The sequence below is a fragment of the Pseudomonas lini genome (genome assembly GCF_001042905.1).
GTDB lineage: Bacteria > Pseudomonadota > Gammaproteobacteria > Pseudomonadales > Pseudomonadaceae > Aquipseudomonas > Aquipseudomonas lini.
In genome coordinates, this window is the sequence record NZ_JYLB01000011.1 from 107,686 (window position 1) to 129,216 (window position 21,531).

The 21,531-nt window shown below is 56.4% G+C and carries 20 protein-coding genes; 16 read left to right on the forward strand and 4 right to left on the reverse strand.

The window, feature by feature from the left end; all coding sequences use genetic code 11:
* Positions 1–765 precede the first annotated feature (765 nt).
* Positions 766–1,485 (forward strand): response regulator transcription factor, encoded by a 720-nt coding sequence (locus TU81_RS26350; protein WP_048397362.1) that lies wholly within the window; start codon positions 766–768, stop codon positions 1,483–1,485.
* A gap of 72 nt (positions 1,486–1,557) precedes the next feature.
* Here TU81_RS26350 and gyrB read toward each other — a convergent pair whose 3' ends face one another.
* Genes gyrB through dnaA form a run of 4 tightly spaced genes read right to left on the reverse strand, consistent with a single transcriptional unit; the run spans position 1,558 to position 7,768 of the window.
* Positions 1,558–3,975 carry a DNA topoisomerase (ATP-hydrolyzing) subunit B gene (gene gyrB, locus TU81_RS26355; RefSeq protein WP_007902994.1) on the reverse strand — a complete coding sequence of 806 codons (2,418 nt, stop codon included), beginning with the start codon at positions 3,973–3,975 and terminating at the stop codon, positions 1,558–1,560.
* 5 nt (positions 3,976–3,980) lie between these two features.
* A complete protein-coding gene (gene recF / locus TU81_RS26360; protein ID WP_048397363.1) occupies positions 3,981–5,084 on the reverse strand; it encodes a DNA replication/repair protein RecF in 1,104 nt (367 codons plus the stop codon).
* Positions 5,085–5,104: 20 nt separating this feature from the next.
* On the reverse strand, positions 5,105–6,208 hold the full coding sequence (gene dnaN, locus TU81_RS26365) for a DNA polymerase III subunit beta (protein WP_007903001.1): 1,104 nt from the start codon (positions 6,206–6,208) through the stop codon (positions 5,105–5,107).
* A 39-nt stretch (positions 6,209–6,247) separates the two neighbouring features.
* Positions 6,248–7,768 (reverse strand): chromosomal replication initiator protein DnaA, encoded by a 1,521-nt coding sequence (gene dnaA, locus TU81_RS26370; protein WP_038980409.1) that lies wholly within the window; start codon positions 7,766–7,768, stop codon positions 6,248–6,250.
* Between the two features lie 567 nt (positions 7,769–8,335).
* On the opposite strand from dnaA, the gene rpmH reads away from it, so the two are divergent.
* The 15 genes from rpmH (at position 8,336) to atpA (ending at position 21,525) form a co-directional block, all read left to right on the forward strand.
* On the forward strand, positions 8,336–8,470 hold the full coding sequence (gene rpmH / locus TU81_RS29935; RefSeq protein WP_003213577.1) for a 50S ribosomal protein L34: 135 nt from the start codon (positions 8,336–8,338) through the stop codon (positions 8,468–8,470).
* A gap of 16 nt (positions 8,471–8,486) precedes the next feature.
* Complete coding sequence (gene rnpA, locus TU81_RS26375; protein ID WP_038983561.1) at positions 8,487–8,888, forward strand: ribonuclease P protein component; 402 nt, start codon at positions 8,487–8,489, stop codon at positions 8,886–8,888.
* Positions 8,881–9,126 carry a membrane protein insertion efficiency factor YidD gene (gene yidD, locus TU81_RS29940; protein WP_052966011.1) on the forward strand — a complete coding sequence of 82 codons (246 nt, stop codon included), beginning with the start codon at positions 8,881–8,883 and terminating at the stop codon, positions 9,124–9,126. Before rnpA ends, yidD begins: the two co-directional genes overlap by 8 nt.
* A gap of 2 nt (positions 9,127–9,128) precedes the next feature.
* Positions 9,129–10,817 carry a membrane protein insertase YidC gene (gene yidC, locus TU81_RS26380; RefSeq protein WP_038980411.1) on the forward strand — a complete coding sequence of 563 codons (1,689 nt, stop codon included), beginning with the start codon at positions 9,129–9,131 and terminating at the stop codon, positions 10,815–10,817.
* A gap of 79 nt (positions 10,818–10,896) precedes the next feature.
* Positions 10,897–12,267: a tRNA uridine-5-carboxymethylaminomethyl(34) synthesis GTPase MnmE gene (gene mnmE, locus TU81_RS26385; RefSeq protein WP_038980412.1), complete on the forward strand. Its 1,371-nt coding sequence runs from the start codon at positions 10,897–10,899 to the stop codon at positions 12,265–12,267.
* A 551-nt stretch (positions 12,268–12,818) separates the two neighbouring features.
* Positions 12,819–14,711, forward strand: a complete 1,893-nt coding sequence (gene mnmG, locus TU81_RS26390; protein ID WP_038980414.1) for a tRNA uridine-5-carboxymethylaminomethyl(34) synthesis enzyme MnmG — start codon at positions 12,819–12,821, stop codon at positions 14,709–14,711.
* Positions 14,708–15,352 (forward strand): 16S rRNA (guanine(527)-N(7))-methyltransferase RsmG, encoded by a 645-nt coding sequence (gene rsmG / locus TU81_RS26395; protein WP_038980416.1) that lies wholly within the window; start codon positions 14,708–14,710, stop codon positions 15,350–15,352. The genes mnmG and rsmG overlap by 4 nt, the downstream gene beginning before the upstream one ends.
* Before the next feature lie 18 nt (positions 15,353–15,370).
* Positions 15,371–16,168 (forward strand): ParA family protein, encoded by a 798-nt coding sequence (locus tag TU81_RS26400; RefSeq protein WP_008007890.1) that lies wholly within the window; start codon positions 15,371–15,373, stop codon positions 16,166–16,168.
* Between the two features lie 9 nt (positions 16,169–16,177).
* Positions 16,178–17,050, forward strand: a complete 873-nt coding sequence (locus tag TU81_RS26405; RefSeq protein WP_008007888.1) for a ParB/RepB/Spo0J family partition protein — start codon at positions 16,178–16,180, stop codon at positions 17,048–17,050.
* Positions 17,051–17,198: 148 nt separating this feature from the next.
* Positions 17,199–17,606 (forward strand): F0F1 ATP synthase subunit I, encoded by a 408-nt coding sequence (locus tag TU81_RS26410; RefSeq protein WP_007903021.1) that lies wholly within the window; start codon positions 17,199–17,201, stop codon positions 17,604–17,606.
* Positions 17,607–17,622: 16 nt separating this feature from the next.
* Positions 17,623–18,492 carry a F0F1 ATP synthase subunit A gene (atpB, locus tag TU81_RS26415; RefSeq protein ID WP_007903023.1) on the forward strand — a complete coding sequence of 290 codons (870 nt, stop codon included), beginning with the start codon at positions 17,623–17,625 and terminating at the stop codon, positions 18,490–18,492.
* A 133-nt stretch (positions 18,493–18,625) separates the two neighbouring features.
* Positions 18,626–18,883 (forward strand): F0F1 ATP synthase subunit C, encoded by a 258-nt coding sequence (atpE, locus tag TU81_RS26420; protein ID WP_002555987.1) that lies wholly within the window; start codon positions 18,626–18,628, stop codon positions 18,881–18,883.
* Between the two features lie 56 nt (positions 18,884–18,939).
* Positions 18,940–19,410 carry a F0F1 ATP synthase subunit B gene (locus TU81_RS26425; RefSeq protein WP_007903028.1) on the forward strand — a complete coding sequence of 157 codons (471 nt, stop codon included), beginning with the start codon at positions 18,940–18,942 and terminating at the stop codon, positions 19,408–19,410.
* A 12-nt stretch (positions 19,411–19,422) separates the two neighbouring features.
* Positions 19,423–19,959, forward strand: a complete 537-nt coding sequence (locus tag TU81_RS26430; RefSeq protein ID WP_038980428.1) for a F0F1 ATP synthase subunit delta — start codon at positions 19,423–19,425, stop codon at positions 19,957–19,959.
* Positions 19,960–19,980: 21 nt separating this feature from the next.
* Positions 19,981–21,525 (forward strand): F0F1 ATP synthase subunit alpha, encoded by a 1,545-nt coding sequence (gene atpA / locus TU81_RS26435; protein WP_038980430.1) that lies wholly within the window; start codon positions 19,981–19,983, stop codon positions 21,523–21,525.
* Positions 21,526–21,531 lie beyond the last annotated feature (6 nt).

Below are 21,531 nucleotides of genomic sequence, written 5' to 3' on the forward strand. Positions count from 1 at the left end.
GTTCATGGATTGCTTTTTATGCTCTTATGGAAATCTTGCCGGGGAAACGTACGCGCTTGACGCACGATACCTGACTGGATGCTCTGGCAGATAGCCATGGGGTAAAGGAAATGACACATCCCTGTGTCGGAGCTGAGCAGGCACTCCGTGTTTTCCCCTGAACTGCAGACTCGCCGAAAACCGGCGATCGACGGCCCTGCAGAATTGGCGTTGACGCTCCCTGCGTCGGGGCACATCCCAATGCCCCTGTGCCGCTCAGCGACAACGAATTTACCGGCATAAGTGACCTTGCGAGCCGATTCTCAATATTTGTTCAGAATTGGCCGAAGGCTAAAACACCCAGCGTTGTTGCGTTGAAGGGATGTCGAGCTCTACGGACTCCATCGGGGGGGAGTGCATCGGGGCAAAGCCTGGCGAGTCCCCCACGACCGTGTTTGTCTCCGTTGGACCGAAGTAACGCGGTCTAGCCTCATGGTCAATGATTGGAGTCGACTGAACCGTGGTACATCCCAGGCCAAGACCAGCCGCCAACATCAACGCTGCCAACCTTGTGAATCCATTAGAGAGAATCTCTAGACGCATCTTCCCCACAGTCCCTCTTAAGCATTCTGCCGATGGTTCATCGCCTACCGGCGAAGTGACATCAGCGTAGCCATACTTGGGAACTTCGCAGCAATCCGCCACAATTGTTCAGATTCAATCAATCAGCCTAAACTCCCGTGGGAATTTTTACTTTGCACTTACGAGATGAAGGAAACACTCGGCATGCGTGTCGCAATACTGGATGACGAGCCCGCCGAACTCCGCCGGGTGGAACAGACACTGCGACAGATCCCCGTCACGGGAGAGCAGGCGTGGATGCTGCATTGCTTCGAGCGGGGAGAGGACCTGCTACGGCAACTCCGGCGGGAGACCTTCGATCTGCTGATCCTCGATTGGCAACTGCCCGATATCAGCGGCCTGGCATTGTTACGCTGGACCCGTGAACACATGGACGTGCCACCAGCCGCGATCATGCTCACCAGTCGCGATACCGAAAGCGATATCGTCCAGGCATTGAACGCCGGGGCCGACGATTATGTGAGCAAACCGTTTCGTCCCAATGAGCTGATGGCTCGGGTCAGCGCGGTGCTACGTCGTCATGGGCTGCAACGCGCGGCAGCCACCGAAATACTGACCTTCAATGACCTCGAATTCGACGACGCCGAACTCACCGTCACCCGCGCCGCCACCCCCATCAGCCTGACCGAACGGGAATACCGTCTCGCCCGTTGCCTGTTCGCCAATCTGGGCCGACCTTTGTCCCGTGAATACTTGTATGAGCGCTTTTGGACTCATGAAGAAATAGTCTCCTCGCGCCCGCTGGATACTCACATTTATCGCCTGCGCAACAAGCTGGGCCTGACGGCTGATCGCGGTTGGCAACTGCTGACGATTTACGGGTATGGGTATCGGCTTGAGAGCGTGGCCACTGCTAGCGAATGACGACGTTTCGACGATCAATAAAAAAGGCCAACGCTAAGCGTTGGCCTTTTTCGTTTTAGCGGTCCTGCCGGATCAGAAGTCCAGGTTGGAAACCGCCAAGGCGTTGCTTTCGATGAAGTCACGACGGGGTTCGACCGCATCACCCATCAGGGTGTTGAAGATCTGGTCCGCGCCAATGGCGTCTTCGATGGTCACTTTGAGCATCCGGCGCTGGCTTGGGTCCATGGTGGTTTCCCACAGCTGATCCGGGTTCATTTCGCCCAGACCTTTGTAGCGCTGGATCGTGTGACGCTTAGTGCTTTCAGCCATCAGCCATTCAAGTGCTTCCTTGAATTCGGTGACCGGCTTCTTGCGCTCGCCGCGCTGGATGTACGCCCCGTCGTCCAGCAAGGTGCTCAATTGAGCGCCCAACGACACAACAGTCTTGTAATCGTTACTGCCGAAGAAATCGCGGTTGAAGGTGATGTAGTTCGACAGGCCGTGGGAGATCAACTCGACCTCTGGCAGCCAGACGTTACGTTCACGGTCTTCACGCAGGCTGGCTTTGTAAACCAGGCCGGATTTCTCGACGGTGCGCAGACGAACTTCGAACTGAGCCATCCAATCCTGCATCGCTGCGTGATCGGACAGTTGCTCCATGCTCACCGCTGGCAGGTAGATGAAGTGCTCGGTCAGTTCCTGCGGATACAGGCGCGACAAACGCTTGAGGGTCTTCATCACCAAGCGGAAATCATTCACCAGACGCTCAAGGGCTTCGCCGGAGATACCCGGGGCTTCCTCGTTCAGGTGCAGGCTCGCGTCTTCCAGGGCCGACTGCGTCATGTACTCTTCCATGGCGTCGTCGTCTTTGATGTATTGCTCTTGCTTGCCTTTCTTGACCTTGTACAGCGGTGGCTGAGCGATGTAGATGTAACCGCGCTCAATCAACTCTGGCAACTGACGGAAGAAGAAGGTCAGCAACAGGGTACGGATGTGCGAACCGTCGACGTCAGCATCGGTCATGATGATGATGTTGTGATAACGCAGCTTGTCGATGTTGTACTCGTCGCGGCCAATGCCGCAGCCGAGCGCAGTGATCAAGGTGCCCACTTCCTGAGAAGAGATCATCTTGTCGAAGCGTGCCTTCTCCACGTTCAGGATCTTGCCCTTGAGCGGCAGGATGGCCTGGGTGCGTCGGTTGCGTCCCTGCTTGGCGGAGCCGCCAGCAGAGTCACCTTCCACAAGGTACAGTTCGGAGAGGGCAGGGTCTTTTTCCTGGCAGTCAGCCAGTTTGCCCGGCAGGCCGGCGATGTCCAGCGCGCCTTTACGGCGGGTCATCTCACGGGCCTTACGCGCTGCTTCACGCGCACGCGCCGCGTCGATCATCTTGCCAACAACCAGCTTGGCTTCGTTCGGGTTCTCCAGCAGGAAGTCGGAGAAGTACTTGCCCATTTCCTGTTCGACCGCGGTCTTCACTTCGGAAGACACCAGCTTGTCTTTGGTCTGGGAGCTGAACTTCGGATCCGGCACTTTTACCGAAATGATCGCGGTCAGGCCTTCGCGGGCGTCGTCACCGGTGGTGGCAACTTTGTGCTTCTTCGCCAGACCTTCAGCTTCGATGTAGGTATTCAGGTTACGCGTCAGTGCGGAACGGAAACCCACCAGGTGAGTACCGCCATCGCGCTGCGGAATGTTGTTGGTGAAGCACAACAGGTTCTCGTTGAAGCTGTCGTTCCACTGCAGGGCGATTTCCACGCCGATGCCGTCTTCACGCTGGATGTTGAAGTGGAACACCTGATTGACCGCAGTCTTGTTGGTGTTCAGGTATTCAACGAACGCACGCAGACCGCCTTCGTACTTGAACAACTCTTCCTTGCCGCTGCGCTCGTCCTTGAGGACGATGCCGACACCGGAGTTGAGGAAGGACAGTTCGCGAATCCGCTTGGCCAGGATGTCCCAGCTGAAATGGATGTTCTTGAAGGTTTCAGCCGAAGGTTTGAAGTGAATCTGGGTGCCAGTGGTTTCGCTCTCGCCAACGATTTTCATCGGCTCTTGCGGAACACCGTGGACATAAGTCTGTTCCCAGATCTTGCCGCTGCGGCGAACGGTCAGGATCAGTTCTTTGGACAGTGCGTTCACCACCGACACACCTACACCGTGCAGACCGCCGGATACCTTGTAGGAGTTATCGTCGAACTTACCGCCGGCGTGCAGCACGGTCATGATGACCTCGGCTGCCGAAACGCCTTCTTCTTTGTGCACGTCTACCGGGATGCCACGACCGTTGTCGCGAACGGTGATGGACTCGTCCGGGTGGATGATAATGCTGATGTCGTCGCAATGGCCGGCCAAAGCTTCGTCGATCGAGTTATCGACCACCTCGAACACCATGTGGTGCAGACCACTGCCATCGTCAGTGTCACCAATGTACATACCGGGACGTTTGCGTACGGCATCCAGGCCTTTCAGCACTTTAATGCTCGTTGAGTCGTACGTATTTTCTTCGCTCAATGCCTTCACTCCCGATGGTCGTGGGTCTGGGTGATACGGCCCTGTTCCACGTGGAACAAAGCGACTGGCGTTTCCGTCTGCCAGCCTTCCCTCAATAATTCGTGATCTACACAGGTGATAAAGACCTGGCAGCGTAAGTCTTCCAGCAAGCGGCAAAGCGCGCGACGGTGGTGCTCGTCCAGTTCAGACGGCAGGTCATCCACCAGATAAATACACTGGCCGCGACGGGCCTGGCTAACCAAGTGCCCTTGGGCGATCCGCAATGCACAGACCACCAACTTCTGCTGGCCACGAGACAAGATGTCCGCGGCGTTATGTGCGCCCAATCTAAGACGCAAATCAGCGCGTTGTGGTCCGGCTTGGGTATGACCCATTTGCTGATCCCGCTGAAGGGACCCGGCGAGCACGGCACTCAACTCACGGTCTTTGTCCCAACCTCGGTAATAGCTGAGCGTTAAGCCCTCAAGCTCAACCAGTTCGCTCAAGGTCTGTTCAAAGACTGGTTTCAAGGCTTTGATGTAAGCGCGGCGGTATTCATCTATTTCAGCGCTGGCCTGGCACAGTTCTCTGTCCCAAACCGCTTGCGAAACGGCGTCAAGTGTACCATGTCGCAGCCAAGAGTTTCTCTGGCGCAAGGCCTTCTGCAAGCGCTGCCACGTGGACATGAATCGGGGTTCCACGTGGAACACACCCCAGTCGAGAAACTGTCGGCGAATCTTCGGCGCACCTTCCAGCAGGCGGAAGCTGTCCGGGTTGATCAACTGCAACGGCAGGATCTCTGCAAGTTGCGCAGCACTTCGGGCGTTCTGCCCATCGATGCGGATCTGAAACTCGCCCTGGCGGTCGCGAGATATCCCCAGCGCACTATGTCCACCCTCAGCCAGTTCGACCTGGCCAAACACCGTACACGCCAATTGCTCGTATTGAATGACGGGTGACAGACGGCTGCTACGAAACGAACGGGCAAGCCCCAGCAGATGAATGGCTTCCAGAACACTGGTTTTGCCGCTGCCGTTGGCGCCGTAAAGAATGTTTATTCGGGGGGAGGGGGAGAAGGTCACCGGGTGCAGATTGCGCACCGCGGTGACCGAGACGCGACTTAAGGACATCTAGCTTCTGCTGAGCATGATTACAGACGCATCGGCATGACAACGTAGGCCGAGTCGTCGTTGTCGGACTCTTGCACCAGCGCACTGCTGTTGGAGTCGGACAGGATCAAGCGAACCTGCTCGGTGGTCATCACGCCCAGCACGTCGAGCAAATAGCTCACGTTGAAGCCGATTTCCAGAGAGCCTCCGTTGTACTCAACGCCCACTTCTTCTTCCGCTTCTTCCTGTTCCGGGTTATTCGCCTGAATCTTCAGCTGACCATTGGCCAGTTGCAGACGGATGCCACGGTACTTCTCGTTGGACAGAATCGCGGTACGGCTGAACGCCTCGCGCAACGCCTGGCGATCGCCGAGTACCAGCTTATCGCCGCCTTTGGGCAGAACACGCTCGTAGTCAGGGAATTTACCGTCGACCAGTTTCGAGGTGAAGGTGAACTCGCCGGTGGTGGCGCGAATGTGGTGCTGGCCCAGCACGATGCTGACGTTGCCGTCCGGTTCGGTCAGCAGACGCGCCAGCTCCAGAATACCTTTGCGCGGTACGATCACCTGATGACGATCCGGCTGACCGATATCGGCCTGCATCGAACACATGGCCAGACGGTGACCGTCCGTCGCCACGGCGCGGATGATCCCCGCCGAGACTTCCAGCAGCATGCCGTTGAGGTAGTAACGTACGTCCTGCTGCGCCATGGCGAAGCTGGTGCGTTCAATCAGACGACGCAGTTTGCTTTGCTCAAGGCTGCAGGTCAGCGAGCCTGGGCCTTCTTCCACGGTCGGGAAGTCATTGGCTGGCAGGGTCGACAGGGTGAAGCGGCTACGGCCGGCCTTTACTACGAGCTTCTGCTCATCGACCTTGATGTCGATCAGCGCATCGTTCGGCAGACTCTTGCAGATGTCCATCAGCTTGCGCGCAGGCACAGTGATGGAGCCCGGGTCCGCAGGCTCTTCGAGTTGCACACGACCGACCAGCTCGACTTCCAGATCGGTACCGGTCAGCGACAGTTGCTGGCCTTCGACAACCAGCAGCACGTTGGAGAGCACCGGCAAGGTCTGTCGGCGCTCGACGACGCCTGCGACCAGTTGCAGGGGTTTCAACAGGGCTTCGCGTTGAATGGTGAAATGCATGGTCTAGTCCCTTGCCTTAATAAGCTGCGCTGGTGTTCATCAAGTAGTCAGTGTACGCAGCAGGTTCTTATAGTCCTCGCGGATGTCCGCGTCGGATTCCTTAAGCTCGTTGATCTTGCGGCAGGCGTGCAAAACAGTCGTGTGGTCGCGGCCACCAAACACATCGCCGATTTCCGGCAGGCTGTGGTTGGTCAATTCCTTGGACAACGCCATGGCGACCTGACGCGGACGTGCTACCGAGCGTGAACGACGCTTGGACAGCAAGTCGGAGATCTTGATCTTGTAATACTCGGCGACGGTGCGCTGAATGTTATCCACAGACACCAGTTTGTCTTGCAGCGCCAACAAGTCTTTCAGGGATTCGCGAATCAGCTCGATAGTGATATCGCGACCCATGAAGTGCGAGTGGGCGATCACGCGTTTAAGCGCGCCTTCCAGCTCACGGACGTTGGAGCGAATACGCTGGGCAATGAAGAACGCCGCGTCGTGTGGCAGATCGACCTTGGCCTGGTCGGCCTTTTTCATCAGGATCGCCACGCGGGTTTCCAGCTCCGGTGGCTCGACGGCAACCGTCAGGCCCCAGCCGAAACGTGACTTCAGGCGTTCTTCAAGGCCTTCGATTTCTTTCGGATAGCGGTCACTGGTAAGAATGACCTGCTGGCCACCTTCAAGCAGGGCGTTGAAGGTGTGGAAAAATTCTTCCTGGGAGCGTTCCTTGCGGGCGAAGAACTGAATGTCATCGATCAGCAACGCATCCACCGAGCGGTAGAAGCGCTTGAACTCGTTGATCGCATTCAGCTGCAAGGCCTTGACCATGTCCGCAACGAAACGCTCGGAATGCAGGTACACAACCTTGGCATTCGGATTCTTCTTTAATAGGTGGTTACCCACAGCATGCATCAAGTGGGTTTTACCCAAGCCGACACCGCCATAAAGGAAGAGCGGGTTGTAGCCGTGCTTGGGGTTGTCCGCCACCTGCCAGGCCGCAGCCCGGGCCAGTTGGTTGGACTTGCCTTCGACGAAGTTCTCGAAGGTAAAAGTACGATTCAGGTAGCTGGTGTGCTTGAGCGCGCCTTCGACCTGCACCGTACGCTGTTCGGCGCGAACCGGAGCCTGTTGCGAACTGGCGCCGGCCATTGGATCGAAGCTGTCGCGGGACGGCTCTTCACTGACTTCAGCAACCTTTTGTGTCGCACGCTTGGTCGATGCAGCTGCCGGGGCTGGCGCCGGAGCGCTGACAGGCGCTTGAGCGGCCTGGGCCTGGGACGCCGCGGCGGCCAATGGAGCATTAGGTGCCGCACGCGGCGCCGAACTGCGTTTGCTGCCTATTAATAAGGAGAGCGCCGGCGCCAGGCCATTGCCATGCTCATCCAGCAGTTCAAGGACGCGGCCCAGGTACTTTTCATTGACCCAGTCGAGAACAAAACGATTCGGCGCGTAGACACGCAGCTCGTCGCCTTCGGCTTCGACCTGTAGTGGACGGATCCAAGTGTTGAATTGTTGGGCAGGCAGCTCATCGCGCAAAAGCTCTACGCACTGCTGCCAAAGTTCCACTGACACGGATATCCCCTAAGTTGAAAGCCGGTGAGGCAAAAACAAGCGGTCATTGTAGCGACCAGACGTCCACTTATCCACATGCAGGTTGCGCACAGGGCATGATTTATCAATGCGTTAACCCTGGAAAAGAAGACCAGCGGTATGTGAATAAGCTCTGTGGATAACCGCCCATGAGGGCATTGGACAAGTGGGGGCGAAACTCGGTGGATAACCTGCCTGTGGATAACTAGCCTTTCCATACACAGCTTATCCGACAGCGCAGCACAGGCTGACCACCGTTTTCCACCGTAGTTGTCATTCTCTGTACATCACGGTTTAGAAGGGCTAAAGGTAGTTATCCACAGATGAACGTGACCCTAGCTTTTATAAGCTTTACAGAAAAGCTTTAAATAATTCCCTTCTTTATTTCTATATCTAGCGAACGAGCTTCGACGAGCAAATCGTCTGGAGATCTATTTATAAGGAAACGCTGGTTGGAAATTGACCTAGAGGCTTGCTTTCTCTAGAATCCCCGGTCTCTTAAAACGGGGGCCATTCCGGCCCGTTGTGGACGAACCAGGTAACACGACAATGAAACGTACTTTCCAACCAAGCACTATCAAACGCGCTCGTACCCACGGTTTCCGTGCTCGCATGGCTACCAAGAACGGTCGTGCCGTCCTGTCGCGTCGTCGCGCCAAAGGTCGTGCGCGTCTGGCAGTTTGATAATCCGGCACTGGAGGTGAGTCAGGACTTCAGTCGGGAAAAGCGTCTGCTTACTCCCCGGCATTTCAAGGCAGTCTTTGACTCCCCTACCGGCAAGGTTCCGGGGAAAAATCTCCTGCTCCTTGCGCGCAATAACGATCTTGATCACCCCCGTCTCGGGCTGGTTATCGGGAAAAAGAGCGTAAAGCTCTCCGTCGAGCGCAATCGCCTCAAACGTCTGATGCGCGAATCGTTTCGCCTGAACCAGGATTTACTGGTCGGTTGGGACATTGTTATCGTCGCGCGCAAAGGTTTGGGTGACGTAGAAAGCCCCGAATTGATTCAGCATTTCGACAAGCTCTGGAAACGTCTGGCACGCAGCAAGCCGGTACCAGCAGTCAAAACCGAAACTGTAGGGGTAGACAGTCCCGATGCGTAAACTGGCACTCGTTCCGATCCAGTTTTATCGCTATGCCATCAGTCCCCTGATGGCCAGTCACTGTCGTTTCTACCCCAGTTGTTCCTGCTACGCGTATGAAGCCATAGAAAATCATGGCCTTCTGCGCGGTGGCTGGCTGACCTTTCGTCGTTTAGGTCGCTGTCATCCGTGGAATCCCGGTGGTTATGACCCGGTTCCATCTATCCCTACCTCCCGTTCTTCTTCGATGGCCGAGTAATCATGGATATCAAACGCACGATCCTGATCGTCGCCCTGGCAATCGTGTCCTACGTTATGGTTCTTAAATGGAACCAGGACTATGGCCAGGCTGCCCTGCCGACTCAGAATGTTGCTTCCAGTACTACCGCTCCGGGCCTACCGGATACGGCGACTGGCAATAATGCTTCTGTCAGTGACGACATTCCCCGCGCCGCAAGCGATACCAGTGCAACTGCACCTGCTGAAACACCAGTAGCTGCAAGCAAAGACCTCATCCAGATCAAAACGGATGTGCTCAACCTGGCAATCGATCCACAAGGTGGCGATGTTGCCCAGTTGACGTTGCCGCTGTATCCACGTCGCCAGGACCATCCGGAAATTCCATTCCAGCTGTTTGATAACGGCAACGAGCGGACTTATCTGGCTCAAAGTGGCCTGATCGGCACCAACGGTCCGGACGCAAGTCCTGCCGGTCGTCCGGTTTACTCCTCCGAGAAGAAGATTTATCAACTGGCTGACGGTCAAGACCAATTGGTCGCGGACCTGAAGTTCAGCAAGGACGGCGTCAACTACATCAAGCGTTTCACGCTGAAACGTGGCCTGTATGACGTAACCGTTTCCTACCTGATCGACAACCAGAGCGCTCAGCCCTGGTCCGGTGCAATGTTCGCGCAACTGAAGCGCGATGCCAGCTCCGATCCTTCTTCCAGCACCGCCACCGGCACCGCGACTTACCTGGGCGCCGCCCTGTGGACAAGTAACGAGCCGTACAAGAAAGTGTCGATGAGCGACATGGACAAGGCTCAGCTGAAAGAAACCGTCACCGGTGGTTGGGTTGCCTGGTTGCAGCACTACTTCGTGACTGCCTGGATTCCGGTCAAGGGCGAAAACAATATCGTCCAGACCCGTAAAGACAGCAAAGGCAACTACATCATCGGCTACACCGCCCCGGCAATGACTGTCGCGCCAGGTGCAAAAGCCGAAACCAGCGCCGTTCTGTACGCAGGTCCGAAAAGCCAGGCTGTGCTGAAAGAGTTGTCCCCAGGTCTGGAATTGACCGTCGACTACGGCATTTTGTGGTTCATTGCCCAGCCAATCTTCTGGTTGCTGCAACATATCCACGCGCTGGTCGGTAACTGGGGCTGGTCGATCATCTTCCTGACCATGCTGATCAAGGGGATTTTCTTCCCGCTGTCGGCTGCCAGCTACAAATCCATGGCGCGCATGCGTGCAGTGGCACCGAAACTGGCCGCGCTGAAAGAGCAACATGGCGACGACCGGCAGAAAATGTCGCAAGCCATGATGGAGCTGTACAAGAAAGAGAAGATCAATCCGCTGGGTGGCTGCTTGCCAATCCTCGTGCAGATGCCGGTTTTCCTTTCGCTGTACTGGGTTCTGCTGGAAAGCGTGGAAATGCGCCAGGCGCCGTTCATGCTGTGGATTACTGACCTGTCGATCAAGGATCCGTTCTTCATTCTGCCGATCATCATGGGTGCAACCATGTTCATCCAGCAGCAGTTGAACCCGACTCCTCCGGATCCGATGCAGGCGAAGGTCATGAAAATGATGCCAATCATCTTCACCTTCTTCTTCCTGTGGTTCCCGGCAGGTCTGGTGCTGTACTGGGTTGTGAACAACGTGCTGTCCATCGCACAACAGTGGTACATCACGCGTAAGATCGAAGCGGCTACCAAAAAAGCCGAGGCGTAACTTACTCTGTGGATAACCACTCAAAACGCCCCCTAGTGGGGCGTTTTGCTATCTGTCACTTTTGTCTGGATACCGGTTTATGAGCGTTCCTCGTGAAACCATCGCTGCCGTCGCCACCGCTCAAGGTCGCGGCGGTGTGGGCATCGTCCGTATTTCCGGGCCGCTGGCGAGTCTGGCGGCCAAAGCCATCAGCGGTCGCGAACTGAAACCGCGGTTTGCCCATTACGGCCCGTTCCTCAGTGCAAACGAAGAGGTGCTGGACGAGGGCATCGCCCTATATTTCCCGGGACCGAACTCGTTCACCGGCGAAGATGTGCTTGAGCTGCAGGGCCACGGCGGGCCGATCGTTCTGGATATGCTGCTCAAGCGTTGCCTTGAACTGGGCTGTCGTCTGGCCCGGCCGGGTGAATTCAGCGAGCGCGCCTTCCTCAACGACAAACTCGATCTGGCTCAGGCCGAAGCCATTGCCGACTTGATCGAGGCAAGTTCTGCACAGGCGGCACGAAATGCCCTGCGTTCGTTGCAGGGTGCGTTTTCCCAGCGTGTGCATAACCTCACCGAGCAACTGATAGGCCTGCGCATTTACGTCGAGGCAGCCATCGACTTTCCCGAAGAAGAAATCGACTTCCTCGCCGACGGCCACGTCCTGAGCATGCTCGACAAAGTGCGCGACGAATTATCCACAGTGATGCGTGAAGCCGGGCAAGGAGCCTTGCTACGCGACGGCATGACCGTGGTCATCGCCGGCCGGCCGAATGCCGGTAAGTCCAGCCTTCTGAATGCCTTGGCTGGACGTGAAGCTGCGATCGTGACCGAGATTGCCGGCACTACCCGAGACATTCTTCGCGAACATATCCACATCGATGGCATGCCGTTACACGTGGTCGATACTGCCGGCTTGCGGGATACCGATGATCAGGTGGAAAAAATTGGCGTCGAACGGGCATTGAAAGCCATCGGCGAGGCAGATCGGGTATTGCTGGTGGTCGATGCCACCGCTCCCGAAGCCCTTGATCCCTTTGCCTTGTGGCCCGAATTCCTCGAAACCCGCCCGGATCCGGCAAAAGTTACGCTGATCCGTAACAAGGCAGACCTGACGGGCGAAGCGATTGCCCTGGAAGTCAGCAACGATGGCCACGTTACTATCAGCCTCAGTGCGAGGTCTGCCGGTGAAGGCCTGGAGTTACTGCGTGAGCACCTCAAGGCCTGCATGGGTTACGAGCAGACCTCCGAAAGCAGCTTCAGCGCTCGCAGGCGTCACCTGGAGGCATTGCGTCATGCGAGTGCGTCCCTCGAGCATGGCCGTGCGCAGCTAACGTTAGCGGGTGCCGGTGAACTGCTCGCCGAAGATTTGCGGCAGGCGCAGCAGTCTTTGGGCGAAATCACCGGTGCATTCAGCTCCGATGATCTGCTGGGAAGGATCTTTTCCAGCTTCTGTATCGGTAAATAGTCCTTTCTGATGTCCCCAGACAGGCCATTCAGGCCTGTCTGTTCTCTCCTTTTCTGATTTTTTTTCCCGTTGCCGAGCAGATTCTTCGCTTGAGCGGATTTCCCTTGCCCGGGATTTGCTCATTCGACGGCTTTTCTGTGGATTAAGCCCTGTGAATAAGTGCCGCTAAGGGCAGTTGATAACAAGGCCTCAAAACTGAAGATAACCGCCTCTGTGGATAACCACCCCTTTCATCCACAGGCTTAAACCGGTTATCCAAGGGCCTCCTTGGCACATGACCACAGGGTTTTGAATCTCTGTACATATTGAAAATAAAGGGCTGTATCAATCTATCCACAGAAAGGTGGCTCAGTAGAAATAAACATAAAAACAAAGATTTAATAAATTTCTCTCTTTTTAATTTCTATAACCTCGACTTCTCCACAGCTGGTTAAATTTTGTGCAAAGGGTTCTTTAGGAAGGGCGAAGTCCCTATACTTGCCGACCAGGTCCAAAAACCTGAGCTCAAACTATTTCCGAATTACCTGACTGAAGCAGGCACGAGGTGCGTGGTGGATTTCCCTTCCCGTTTTGAAGTGATCGTCATCGGCGGCGGTCATGCCGGTACCGAGGCAGCACTGGCGTCAGCACGTATGGGGGCAAAAACCCTGTTGCTGACGCATAACGTGGAAACCCTCGGTGCCATGAGTTGCAACCCCGCCATTGGCGGGATCGGCAAAAGCCATTTGGTTAAAGAAATCGATGCCCTGGGCGGCGCGATGGCCATGGCTACCGATAAAGGCGGTATTCAGTTTCGCGTATTGAACAGCCGCAAAGGCCCAGCCGTGCGTGCAACCCGCGCACAGGCAGATCGGGTTCTGTACAAGGCAGCTGTCCGCGAAGCGTTGGAAAACCAGCCGAACCTGTGGATATTTCAACAGGCTGCTGACGATCTGATCGTCGAGCAGGAACAAGTGCGCGGTGTTGTCACCCAAATGGGCCTGCGTTTCTTCGCAGATTCCGTGGTGTTGACCACTGGCACCTTCCTCGGTGGACTTATCCACATCGGCATGCAGAATTATTCCGGCGGTCGCGCCGGTGATCCGCCATCGATTGCGCTGGCTCATCGTCTGCGCGAACTGCCATTGCGTGTTGGTCGCCTGAAAACCGGTACACCGCCGCGTATCGACGGTCGCACTGTGGATTTTTCGGTGATGACCGAGCAGGCAGGGGATACGCCGATTCCGGTGATGTCGTTCATGGGCTCCAAAGAGCAGCATCCGAAACAGGTCAGCTGCTGGATTACCCACACCAACGCCCGTACCCACGAAATCATTGCTTCGAACCTTGATCGTTCGCCGATGTATTCCGGTGTGATCGAAGGTATCGGCCCGCGTTATTGCCCATCGATCGAAGACAAGATCCACCGCTTTGCCGACAAGGAAAGCCACCAGGTGTTCATCGAGCCGGAAGGTCTGACCACCCACGAGCTGTACCCGAACGGGATATCCACATCCTTGCCGTTCGACGTGCAGCTGCAGATCGTGCAATCGATCCGCGGCATGGAAAACGCGCACATTGTTCGGCCTGGCTACGCCATCGAGTACGACTACTTCGACCCGCGTGACCTGAAGTACAGCCTGGAAACCAAAGTGATCGGCGGTTTGTTCTTCGCCGGGCAAATCAACGGCACCACCGGTTACGAAGAAGCCGGCGCCCAAGGTTTGCTGGCCGGAGCCAACGCCGCACTGCGTGCTCAGGGCAAAGATGCCTGGTGCCCGCGTCGCGACGAAGCGTACATCGGCGTTTTGGTCGACGACCTGATTACCCTGGGTACCCAGGAACCGTATCGGATGTTCACGTCCCGCGCCGAATACCGTTTGATCCTGCGCGAAGACAACGCCGACCTGCGCTTGACCGAAAAAGGTCGCGAATTGGGTCTGGTCGATGACGCGCGTTGGGCAGCGTTCTGCAAGAAACGCGAGAGCATCGACCTGGAAGAGCAACGCCTGAAAAGTACTTGGGTTCGCCCAGGCACCGAGCAGGGCGATGCGATTTCCGAGAAATTCGGTACGCCGCTGACCCACGAATACAATTTGCTCAACCTGCTGAGCCGTCCGGAAATCGACTACGCTGGTCTGATCGCCGTGACCGGCGGGGGCGCAGAAGATCCACAGGTCGCCGAACAGGTCGAAATCAAGACTAAATACGCCGGTTATATCGATCGCCAGCAGGACGAAATCGCACGGCTGCGGGCCAGCGAAGACACAAAACTGCCTGTGGATATCGATTACACGAACATCTCTGGTCTCTCGAAAGAGATCCAGAGCAAGCTAGGTGCGACCCGTCCAGAGACCCTGGGCCAGGCGTCGCGTATTCCGGGCGTGACCCCGGCAGCGATTTCGCTGTTGATGATTCATTTGAAAAAACGCGGCGCGGGCCGTCAGTTGGAGCAAAGCGCTTGAGTTCGTTGGTCACCTCGCAACACGCCGAAGAGTTATCCACAGGTGCTCGCCAGCTCGGTGTCAACCTGACGGAAGCCCAGCATGCACAGCTGCTGGGTTATCTGGCCCTGTTGATAAAATGGAACAAGGCCTACAACCTCACGGCAGTGCGTGATCCGGACGAAATGGTTTCACGGCATTTGCTCGATAGCCTGAGCGTTATGTCCTTCATCGAAAACGGCCGTTGGCTGGACGTGGGCAGTGGCGGCGGCATGCCGGGGATTCCCCTGGCGATCCTGTTTCCCGAGTCGCAAGTGACCTGCCTGGATAGCAACGGCAAGAAAACCCGCTTCCTGACCCAGGTAAAACTCGAACTCAAACTGGATAACCTGCAAGTTATCCACAGTCGCGTCGAAGCCTTCCAGCCTGAACTGCCATTCAACGGGATCATTTCCCGTGCGTTCAGCAGCATGGAGAACTTCAGCAACTGGACTCGCCATTTGGGCGACGCCGAAACACGTTGGCTGGCAATGAAGGGCGTTCATCCCGCCGATGAGCTGGTAGCATTGCCGGCAGACTTCCACCTCGATAGCGAACACGCCCTGGCCGTACCTGGTTGCCAAGGCCAACGCCATCTGCTGATACTGCGCCGCACGGCATGATTGGGAACACAAGCAAGAATGGCTAAGGTATTCGCGATAGCGAACCAAAAGGGTGGTGTGGGCAAGACCACCACCTGCATCAACCTCGCAGCTTCCCTGGTCGCTACCAAGCGTCGGGTGCTGTTGATCGATCTCGATCCACAGGGCAACGCCACCATGGGTAGCGGTGTGGATAAACACGGCCTGGAAAACTCGGTCTACGACCTGCTGATCGGTGAATGCGATCTGGCTCAGGCCATGCACTATTCCGAGCACGGCGGTTATCAATTACTGCCGGCCAACCGCGACCTGACCGCGGCTGAAGTCGTTCTGCTGGAAATGCAGATGAAGGAAAGTCGTCTGCGCAGTGCGTTGGCGCCGATCCGTGAAAACTACGATTACATTTTGATCGACTGCCCGCCGTCGCTGTCGATGTTAACGCTCAACGCGCTGGTTGCCGCCGACGGGGTAATTATCCCCATGCAGTGCGAGTACTTCGCGCTCGAAGGGTTGAGCGACCTTGTGGATAACATCAAGCGGATTGCCGAACTGCTGAACCCGAACCTGAAAGTCGAAGGCCTGTTGCGGACCATGTACGACCCGCGCCTGAGCCTGATGAACGACGTATCGGCGCAGCTCAAGGAACACTTCGGCGATCAGCTCTACGACACCGTGATTCCACGCAACATCCGCTTGGCCGAAGCGCCAAGCTATGGCATGCCGGCGCTGGCGTACGACAAATCATCGCGGGGCGCGATTGCCTATCTGGCATTGGCGGGCGAGATGGTTCGCCGTCAGCGCAAAAATTCACGCATCGCCGCTGCTCAGGCAACTTAAGGAATCCCCATGGCCGTCAAGAAACGAGGTCTCGGACGTGGACTGGATGCACTGCTGAGTGGTCCGACTGTCAGCTCGCTGGAAGAGCAGGCGGTGCAAGCCGATCAGCGTGAGCTGCAGCACCTGCCCCTGGACCTGATCCAGCGTGGCAAGTACCAGCCGCGTCGGGACATGGATCCTCAAGCGCTGGAAGAGCTGGCGCAGTCGATCAAGGCCCAGGGCGTGATGCAACCGATCGTGGTTCGCCCGATCGGCAGCGGGCGCTTCGAAATCATCGCCGGCGAACGCCGCTGGCGCGCCAGCCAGCAGGCTGGCCAGGAAACCATCCCGGCGATGGTTCGCGATGTGCCGGATGAAACCGCCATCGCCATGGCGCTGATCGAGAACATCCAGCGCGAAGACCTCAATCCGATCGAAGAAGCAGTGGCCTTGCAGCGTTTGCAGCAGGAATTCCAGCTGACTCAGCAACAAGTGGCAGAGGCTGTGGGTAAGTCCCGCGTCACCGTGGCCAATCTGTTGCGTCTGATTGCGCTGCCTGAAGTCATCAAAACCATGCTGTCTCACGGCGACCTGGAAATGGGTCATGCCCGTGCCTTGCTCGGTTTGCCGGAAAACCAACAAGTCGAAGGGGCGCGACACGTTGTCGCACGAGGGCTGACTGTTCGCCAGACTGAAGCACTGGTTCGCCAGTGGTTGAGTGGCAAACCGGAGCCTGTGGAACCTGCAAAACCAGACCCGGATATCGCCCGACTCGAGCAGCGCCTGGCCGAGCGCCTAGGCTCTGCGGTGCAGATCCGCCACGGAAAGAAGGGTAAGGGGCAGCTGGTGATCGGCTACAACTCTCTTGATGAGCTTCAAGGTGTGCTTGCACACATCCGCTGAAACAATTCCTCATGTAGCGTGAAGTCGGAAATCACTACCTGACAGTTGAATAGGGGCAGAACCGCCCCTATACTCTGCGCGCATTTTGTCGGCACAAATTATGCCAAGTTATTGAATTCTGGCAGCCGACCATTGGGGAGCAAAAGAGATGGAAAACCGCACGCCAGACCGCTTGCCGTTCCATCGCCTGGCAGTTTTTCCGGTGTTAATGGCTCAATTTGTCGTTTTGCTGATTGCCGCTTTGGCGCTCTGGCAATGGCATGGAGTCGTTGCCGGGTACTCAGGACTCTGCGGAGGCCTGATAGCCTTGCTTCCCAATATTTATTTCGCTCACAGGGCATTTCGGTTTTCCGGCGCCCGAGCAGCTCAAGCCATCGTCCGGTCTTTTTATGCCGGCGAGGCGGGCAAACTGATTTTGACGGCAGTGCTGTTTGCATTGACGTTTGCAGGTGTGAAGCCATTGGCGCCGTTAGCAGTCTTCGGCGTCTTCGTGCTGACCCAACTGGTTAGCTGGTTCGCTCCCCTGCTAATGAGAACAAGACTTTCGAGACCTTAGGGCGTTTGAGGCAACCATGGCAGAGACAACCGCTTCGGGCTATATCCAGCACCACTTGCAGAACCTGACCTTCGGTCAGCACCCAACTGGCGGGTGGGGTTTTGCCCACACCGCAGCAGAAGCCAAAGAAATGGGCTTCTGGGCTTTCCACGTCGATACTCTCGGCTGGTCGGTCGCGTTGGGTCTGATTTTCGTTCTTCTTTTCCGCATGGCGGCGAAGAAGGCGACTTCCGGTCAGCCTGGTGCTTTGCAGAACTTCGTTGAAGTATTGGTCGAATTCGTCGATGGCAGCGTGAAAGACAGCTTCCATGGCCGTAGCCCGGTGATTGCACCGTTGGCGCTGACCATCTTCGTCTGGGTCTTCCTGATGAACGCCGTCGACCTGATTCCGGTTGACTGGATTCCTCAAGTGGCCATGTTGATCTCCGGCGATCCGCACATTCCGTTCCGCGCCGTATCGACTACTGACCCGAACGCTACCCTGGGCATGGCCCTGTCGGTATTCGCGTTGATCATTTTCTACAGCATCAAGGTCAAGGGCATCGGCGGTTTCATCGGCGAACTGACCCTGCACCCATTCGGCAGCAAGAACATCTTCGTTCAAGCCCTGCTGATTCCGGTGAACTTCCTGCTTGAGTTCGTGACACTGATTGCCAAGCCAATCTCGTTGGCACTGCGTCTGTTCGGCAACATGTATGCCGGCGAACTGGTCTTCATTTTGATTGCTGTGATGTTCGGCAGCGGTCTGCTCTGGCTTAGCGGCCTGGGCGTAGTTCTGCAGTGGGCGTGGGCTGTGTTCCACATCCTGATCATCACCCTGCAGGCGTTTATCTTCATGATGCTGACCATCGTTTACCTTTCGATGGCGCACGAAGAGAACCATTAAGACCAGTCTCGACTAGTCTGATGTCCCACCCGGTAACACGGGTGGGTGCCCGAACAGGGCTATGAAACGATTTGTTTTACCGCTTTAAAATCTAAAAAACCTAAACCATACGACGTAAAAGTCGGGAGGAAAGATGGAAACTGTAGTTGGTCTAACCGCTATCGCTGTTGCACTGTTGATCGGCCTGGGCGCACTGGGTACCGCAATTGGTTTCGGCCTGTTGGGCGGCAAGTTCCTGGAAGGCGCCGCGCGTCAGCCAGAAATGGTTCCAATGCTGCAAGTTAAAATGTTCATCGTTGCCGGTCTGCTCGACGCCGTAACCATGATCGGTGTTGGTATCGCTCTGTTCTTCACCTTCGCGAACCCATTCGTTGGTCAACTCGCTGGCTAATCACTCGAATCGTCGAGTGATTAGTGTGTTGTGCAACGAACGAGCGAGGTGTTGGCGTGAACATTAATGCAACCCTGATTGGCCAGTCCGTTGCGTTCTTAATTTTTGTACTTTTTTGCATGAAGTTCGTATGGCCTCCGGTCATCGCGGCTTTGCACGAACGTCAGAAGAAGATCGCGGATGGACTGGACGCTGCCGCCCGAGCAGCTCGCGACCTGGAGTTGGCCCAAGATAAAGCGGGTCAACAACTGCGCGAAGCGAAAGCTCAGGCAGCCGAAATCATTGAGCAAGCCAAGAAACGCGGTAACCAGATCGTTGAAGAGGCTGTTGAAAAAGCCCGTATCGACGCTGACCGTGTGAAGGTTCAGGCTCAGGCCGAGATCGAGCAGGAACTGAACAGTGTCAAAGACGCGCTGCGTGCCCAATTGGGTGCACTGGCTGTCGGCGGCGCCGAGAAGATCCTGGGTGCCACAATCGATCAAAACGCGCACGCGGAGCTGGTAAACAAACTGGCTGCTGAAATTTAAGCGAGGGCGATCATGGCAGAATTGACCACGTTGGCCCGACCTTACGCTAAGGCAGCCTTCGAGCACGCCCAGGCCCACCAGCAACTGGCCTCTTGGTCAGCCATGCTCGGCCTGGCTGCAGCAGTGTCGCAAGACGACACCATGCAGCGCGTGCTCAAGGCCCCGCGACTGACGAGCGCAAACAAGGCCGCCACGTTTATTGACGTGTGCGGCGACAAGTTTGATGCCAAGGCACAGAACTTCATTAACGTCGTTGCCGAAAACGACCGTCTCCCGCTTTTGCCGGAGATTTCCGCTCTGTTCGACCTGTACAAGGCTGAACAAGAGAAGTCGGTAGACGTTGAAGTGACCAGTGCTTTTGCATTGAACCAAGAACAGCAAGACAAACTCGCCAAGGTTCTCAGTGCACGACTCAACCGGGAAGTGCGCCTGCAAGTCGAGGAAGACAAATCCCTGATTGGGGGCGTTGTCATCCGCGCCGGCGACCTGGTTATCGATGGCTCGATTCGCGGCAAACTCGCGAACCTTGCCGAAGCATTGAAATCTTGAGTTTGAAGGGGCAGCAGAGCAATGCAGCAACTCAATCCTTCCGAAATAAGTGAAATTATCAAGGGCCGCATCGACAAGCTCGATGTGACCTCCCAAGCCCGTAACGAAGGCACTGTCGTCAGCGTATCTGACGGTATCGTGCGGATTCACGGTCTGGCCGACGTTATGTACGGCGAGATGATCGAGTTTCCGGGCGGCGTCTTCGGTATGGCTCTCAACCTGGAGCAAGACTCCGTAGGTGCCGTTGTATTGGGCGCTTACCAGTCTCTGGCTGAAGGCATGAGCGCCAAGTGCACCGGCCGCATCCTCGAAGTTCCGGTTGGTAAGGAACTGCTGGGTCGCGTAGTCGACGCACTGGGTAACCCGGTTGACGGCAAAGGTCCGCTGAACAACACCTTGACCGATGCGGTCGAGAAAGTTGCTCCAGGCGTGATCTGGCGTAAGTCGGTAGACCAGCCTGTACAGACTGGCTACAAGGCTGTCGATGCCATGATCCCTGTCGGCCGTGGCCAGCGTGAGCTGATCATCGGTGACCGTCAGATCGGTAAAACCGCTCTGGCGATCGACGCGATCATCAACCAGAAAAACAGCGGAATTTTCTGTGTCTACGTAGCAATCGGTCAGAAGCAATCGACCATCGCCAACGTGGTTCGCAAGCTGGAAGAAAACGGCGCTTTGGCCAACACGATCATCGTGGCTGCCAGTGCTTCGGAATCTCCTGCGCTGCAATTCCTGGCACCGTACTCCGGTTGCACCATGGGTGAATTCTTCCGCGACCGCGGTGAAGACGCGCTGATCGTTTATGACGATCTGTCCAAGCAAGCAGTGGCATACCGCCAGATTTCCCTGCTGCTGCGCCGTCCACCAGGCCGTGAAGCTTACCCAGGCGACGTGTTCTATCTCCACTCCCGTCTGCTGGAGCGCGCATCCCGCGTTTCGGAAGAATACGTAGAGAAGTTCACCAACGGCGCAGTGACCGGCAAAACCGGTTCCCTGACCGCACTGCCGATCATCGAAACCCAGGCTGGCGACGTTTCCGCGTTCGTTCCGACCAACGTGATTTCCATCACCGACGGTCAGATCTTCCTGGAATCGGCCATGTTCAACTCCGGGATCCGTCCTGCTGTGAACGCCGGTGTTTCGGTATCCCGTGTGGGTGGTGCCGCTCAGACCAAGATTATCAAGAAGCTCTCCGGTGGTATCCGTACCGCTCTGGCTCAGTACCGTGAACTGGCGGCATTCGCCCAGTTCGCTTCTGACCTGGACGAAGCGACCCGTAAGCAACTTGAGCATGGTCAGCGCGTTACCGAGCTGATGAAGCAGAAGCAATACGCACCAATGTCGATCGCTGACATGGCGCTGTCGCTGTATGCCGCTGAGCGTGGGTTCCTGACTGACGTCGAAATCGCCAAGATCGGCAGCTTTGAACAAGCGCTGATTGCTTTCTTCAACCGCGATCACGCCGAATTGATGGCGAAGATCAACGTGAAGGGTGACTTCAATGACGAAATCGACGCTGGCATGAAAGCCGGTATCGAGAAGTTCAAGGCCACCCAAACCTGGTAAGCCGCA

Excerpts from the sequence above, each read along its gene's own strand:
- TU81_RS26350 (WP_048397362.1), top strand. The coding sequence starts at position 766 with ATGCGTGTCGCAATACTGGATGACGAGCCCGCCGAACTCCGCCGGGTG.
- recF (WP_048397363.1), bottom strand. The coding sequence starts at position 5,084 with ATGTCCTTAAGTCGCGTCTCGGTCACCGCGGTGCGCAATCTGCACCCG.
- dnaN (WP_007903001.1), bottom strand. The coding sequence starts at position 6,208 with ATGCATTTCACCATTCAACGCGAAGCCCTGTTGAAACCCCTGCAACTG.
- rpmH (WP_003213577.1), top strand. The coding sequence starts at position 8,336 with ATGAAACGTACTTTCCAACCAAGCACTATCAAACGCGCTCGTACCCAC.
- yidD (WP_052966011.1), top strand. The coding sequence starts at position 8,881 with ATGCGTAAACTGGCACTCGTTCCGATCCAGTTTTATCGCTATGCCATC.
- yidC (WP_038980411.1), top strand. The coding sequence starts at position 9,129 with ATGGATATCAAACGCACGATCCTGATCGTCGCCCTGGCAATCGTGTCC.
- mnmE (WP_038980412.1), top strand. The coding sequence starts at position 10,897 with ATGAGCGTTCCTCGTGAAACCATCGCTGCCGTCGCCACCGCTCAAGGT.
- TU81_RS26400 (WP_008007890.1), top strand. The coding sequence starts at position 15,371 with ATGGCTAAGGTATTCGCGATAGCGAACCAAAAGGGTGGTGTGGGCAAG.
- TU81_RS26405 (WP_008007888.1), top strand. The coding sequence starts at position 16,178 with ATGGCCGTCAAGAAACGAGGTCTCGGACGTGGACTGGATGCACTGCTG.
- TU81_RS26410 (WP_007903021.1), top strand. The coding sequence starts at position 17,199 with ATGGAAAACCGCACGCCAGACCGCTTGCCGTTCCATCGCCTGGCAGTT.
- atpB (WP_007903023.1), top strand. The coding sequence starts at position 17,623 with ATGGCAGAGACAACCGCTTCGGGCTATATCCAGCACCACTTGCAGAAC.
- atpE (WP_002555987.1), top strand. The coding sequence starts at position 18,626 with ATGGAAACTGTAGTTGGTCTAACCGCTATCGCTGTTGCACTGTTGATC.
- TU81_RS26430 (WP_038980428.1), top strand. The coding sequence starts at position 19,423 with ATGGCAGAATTGACCACGTTGGCCCGACCTTACGCTAAGGCAGCCTTC.
- atpA (WP_038980430.1), top strand. The coding sequence starts at position 19,981 with ATGCAGCAACTCAATCCTTCCGAAATAAGTGAAATTATCAAGGGCCGC.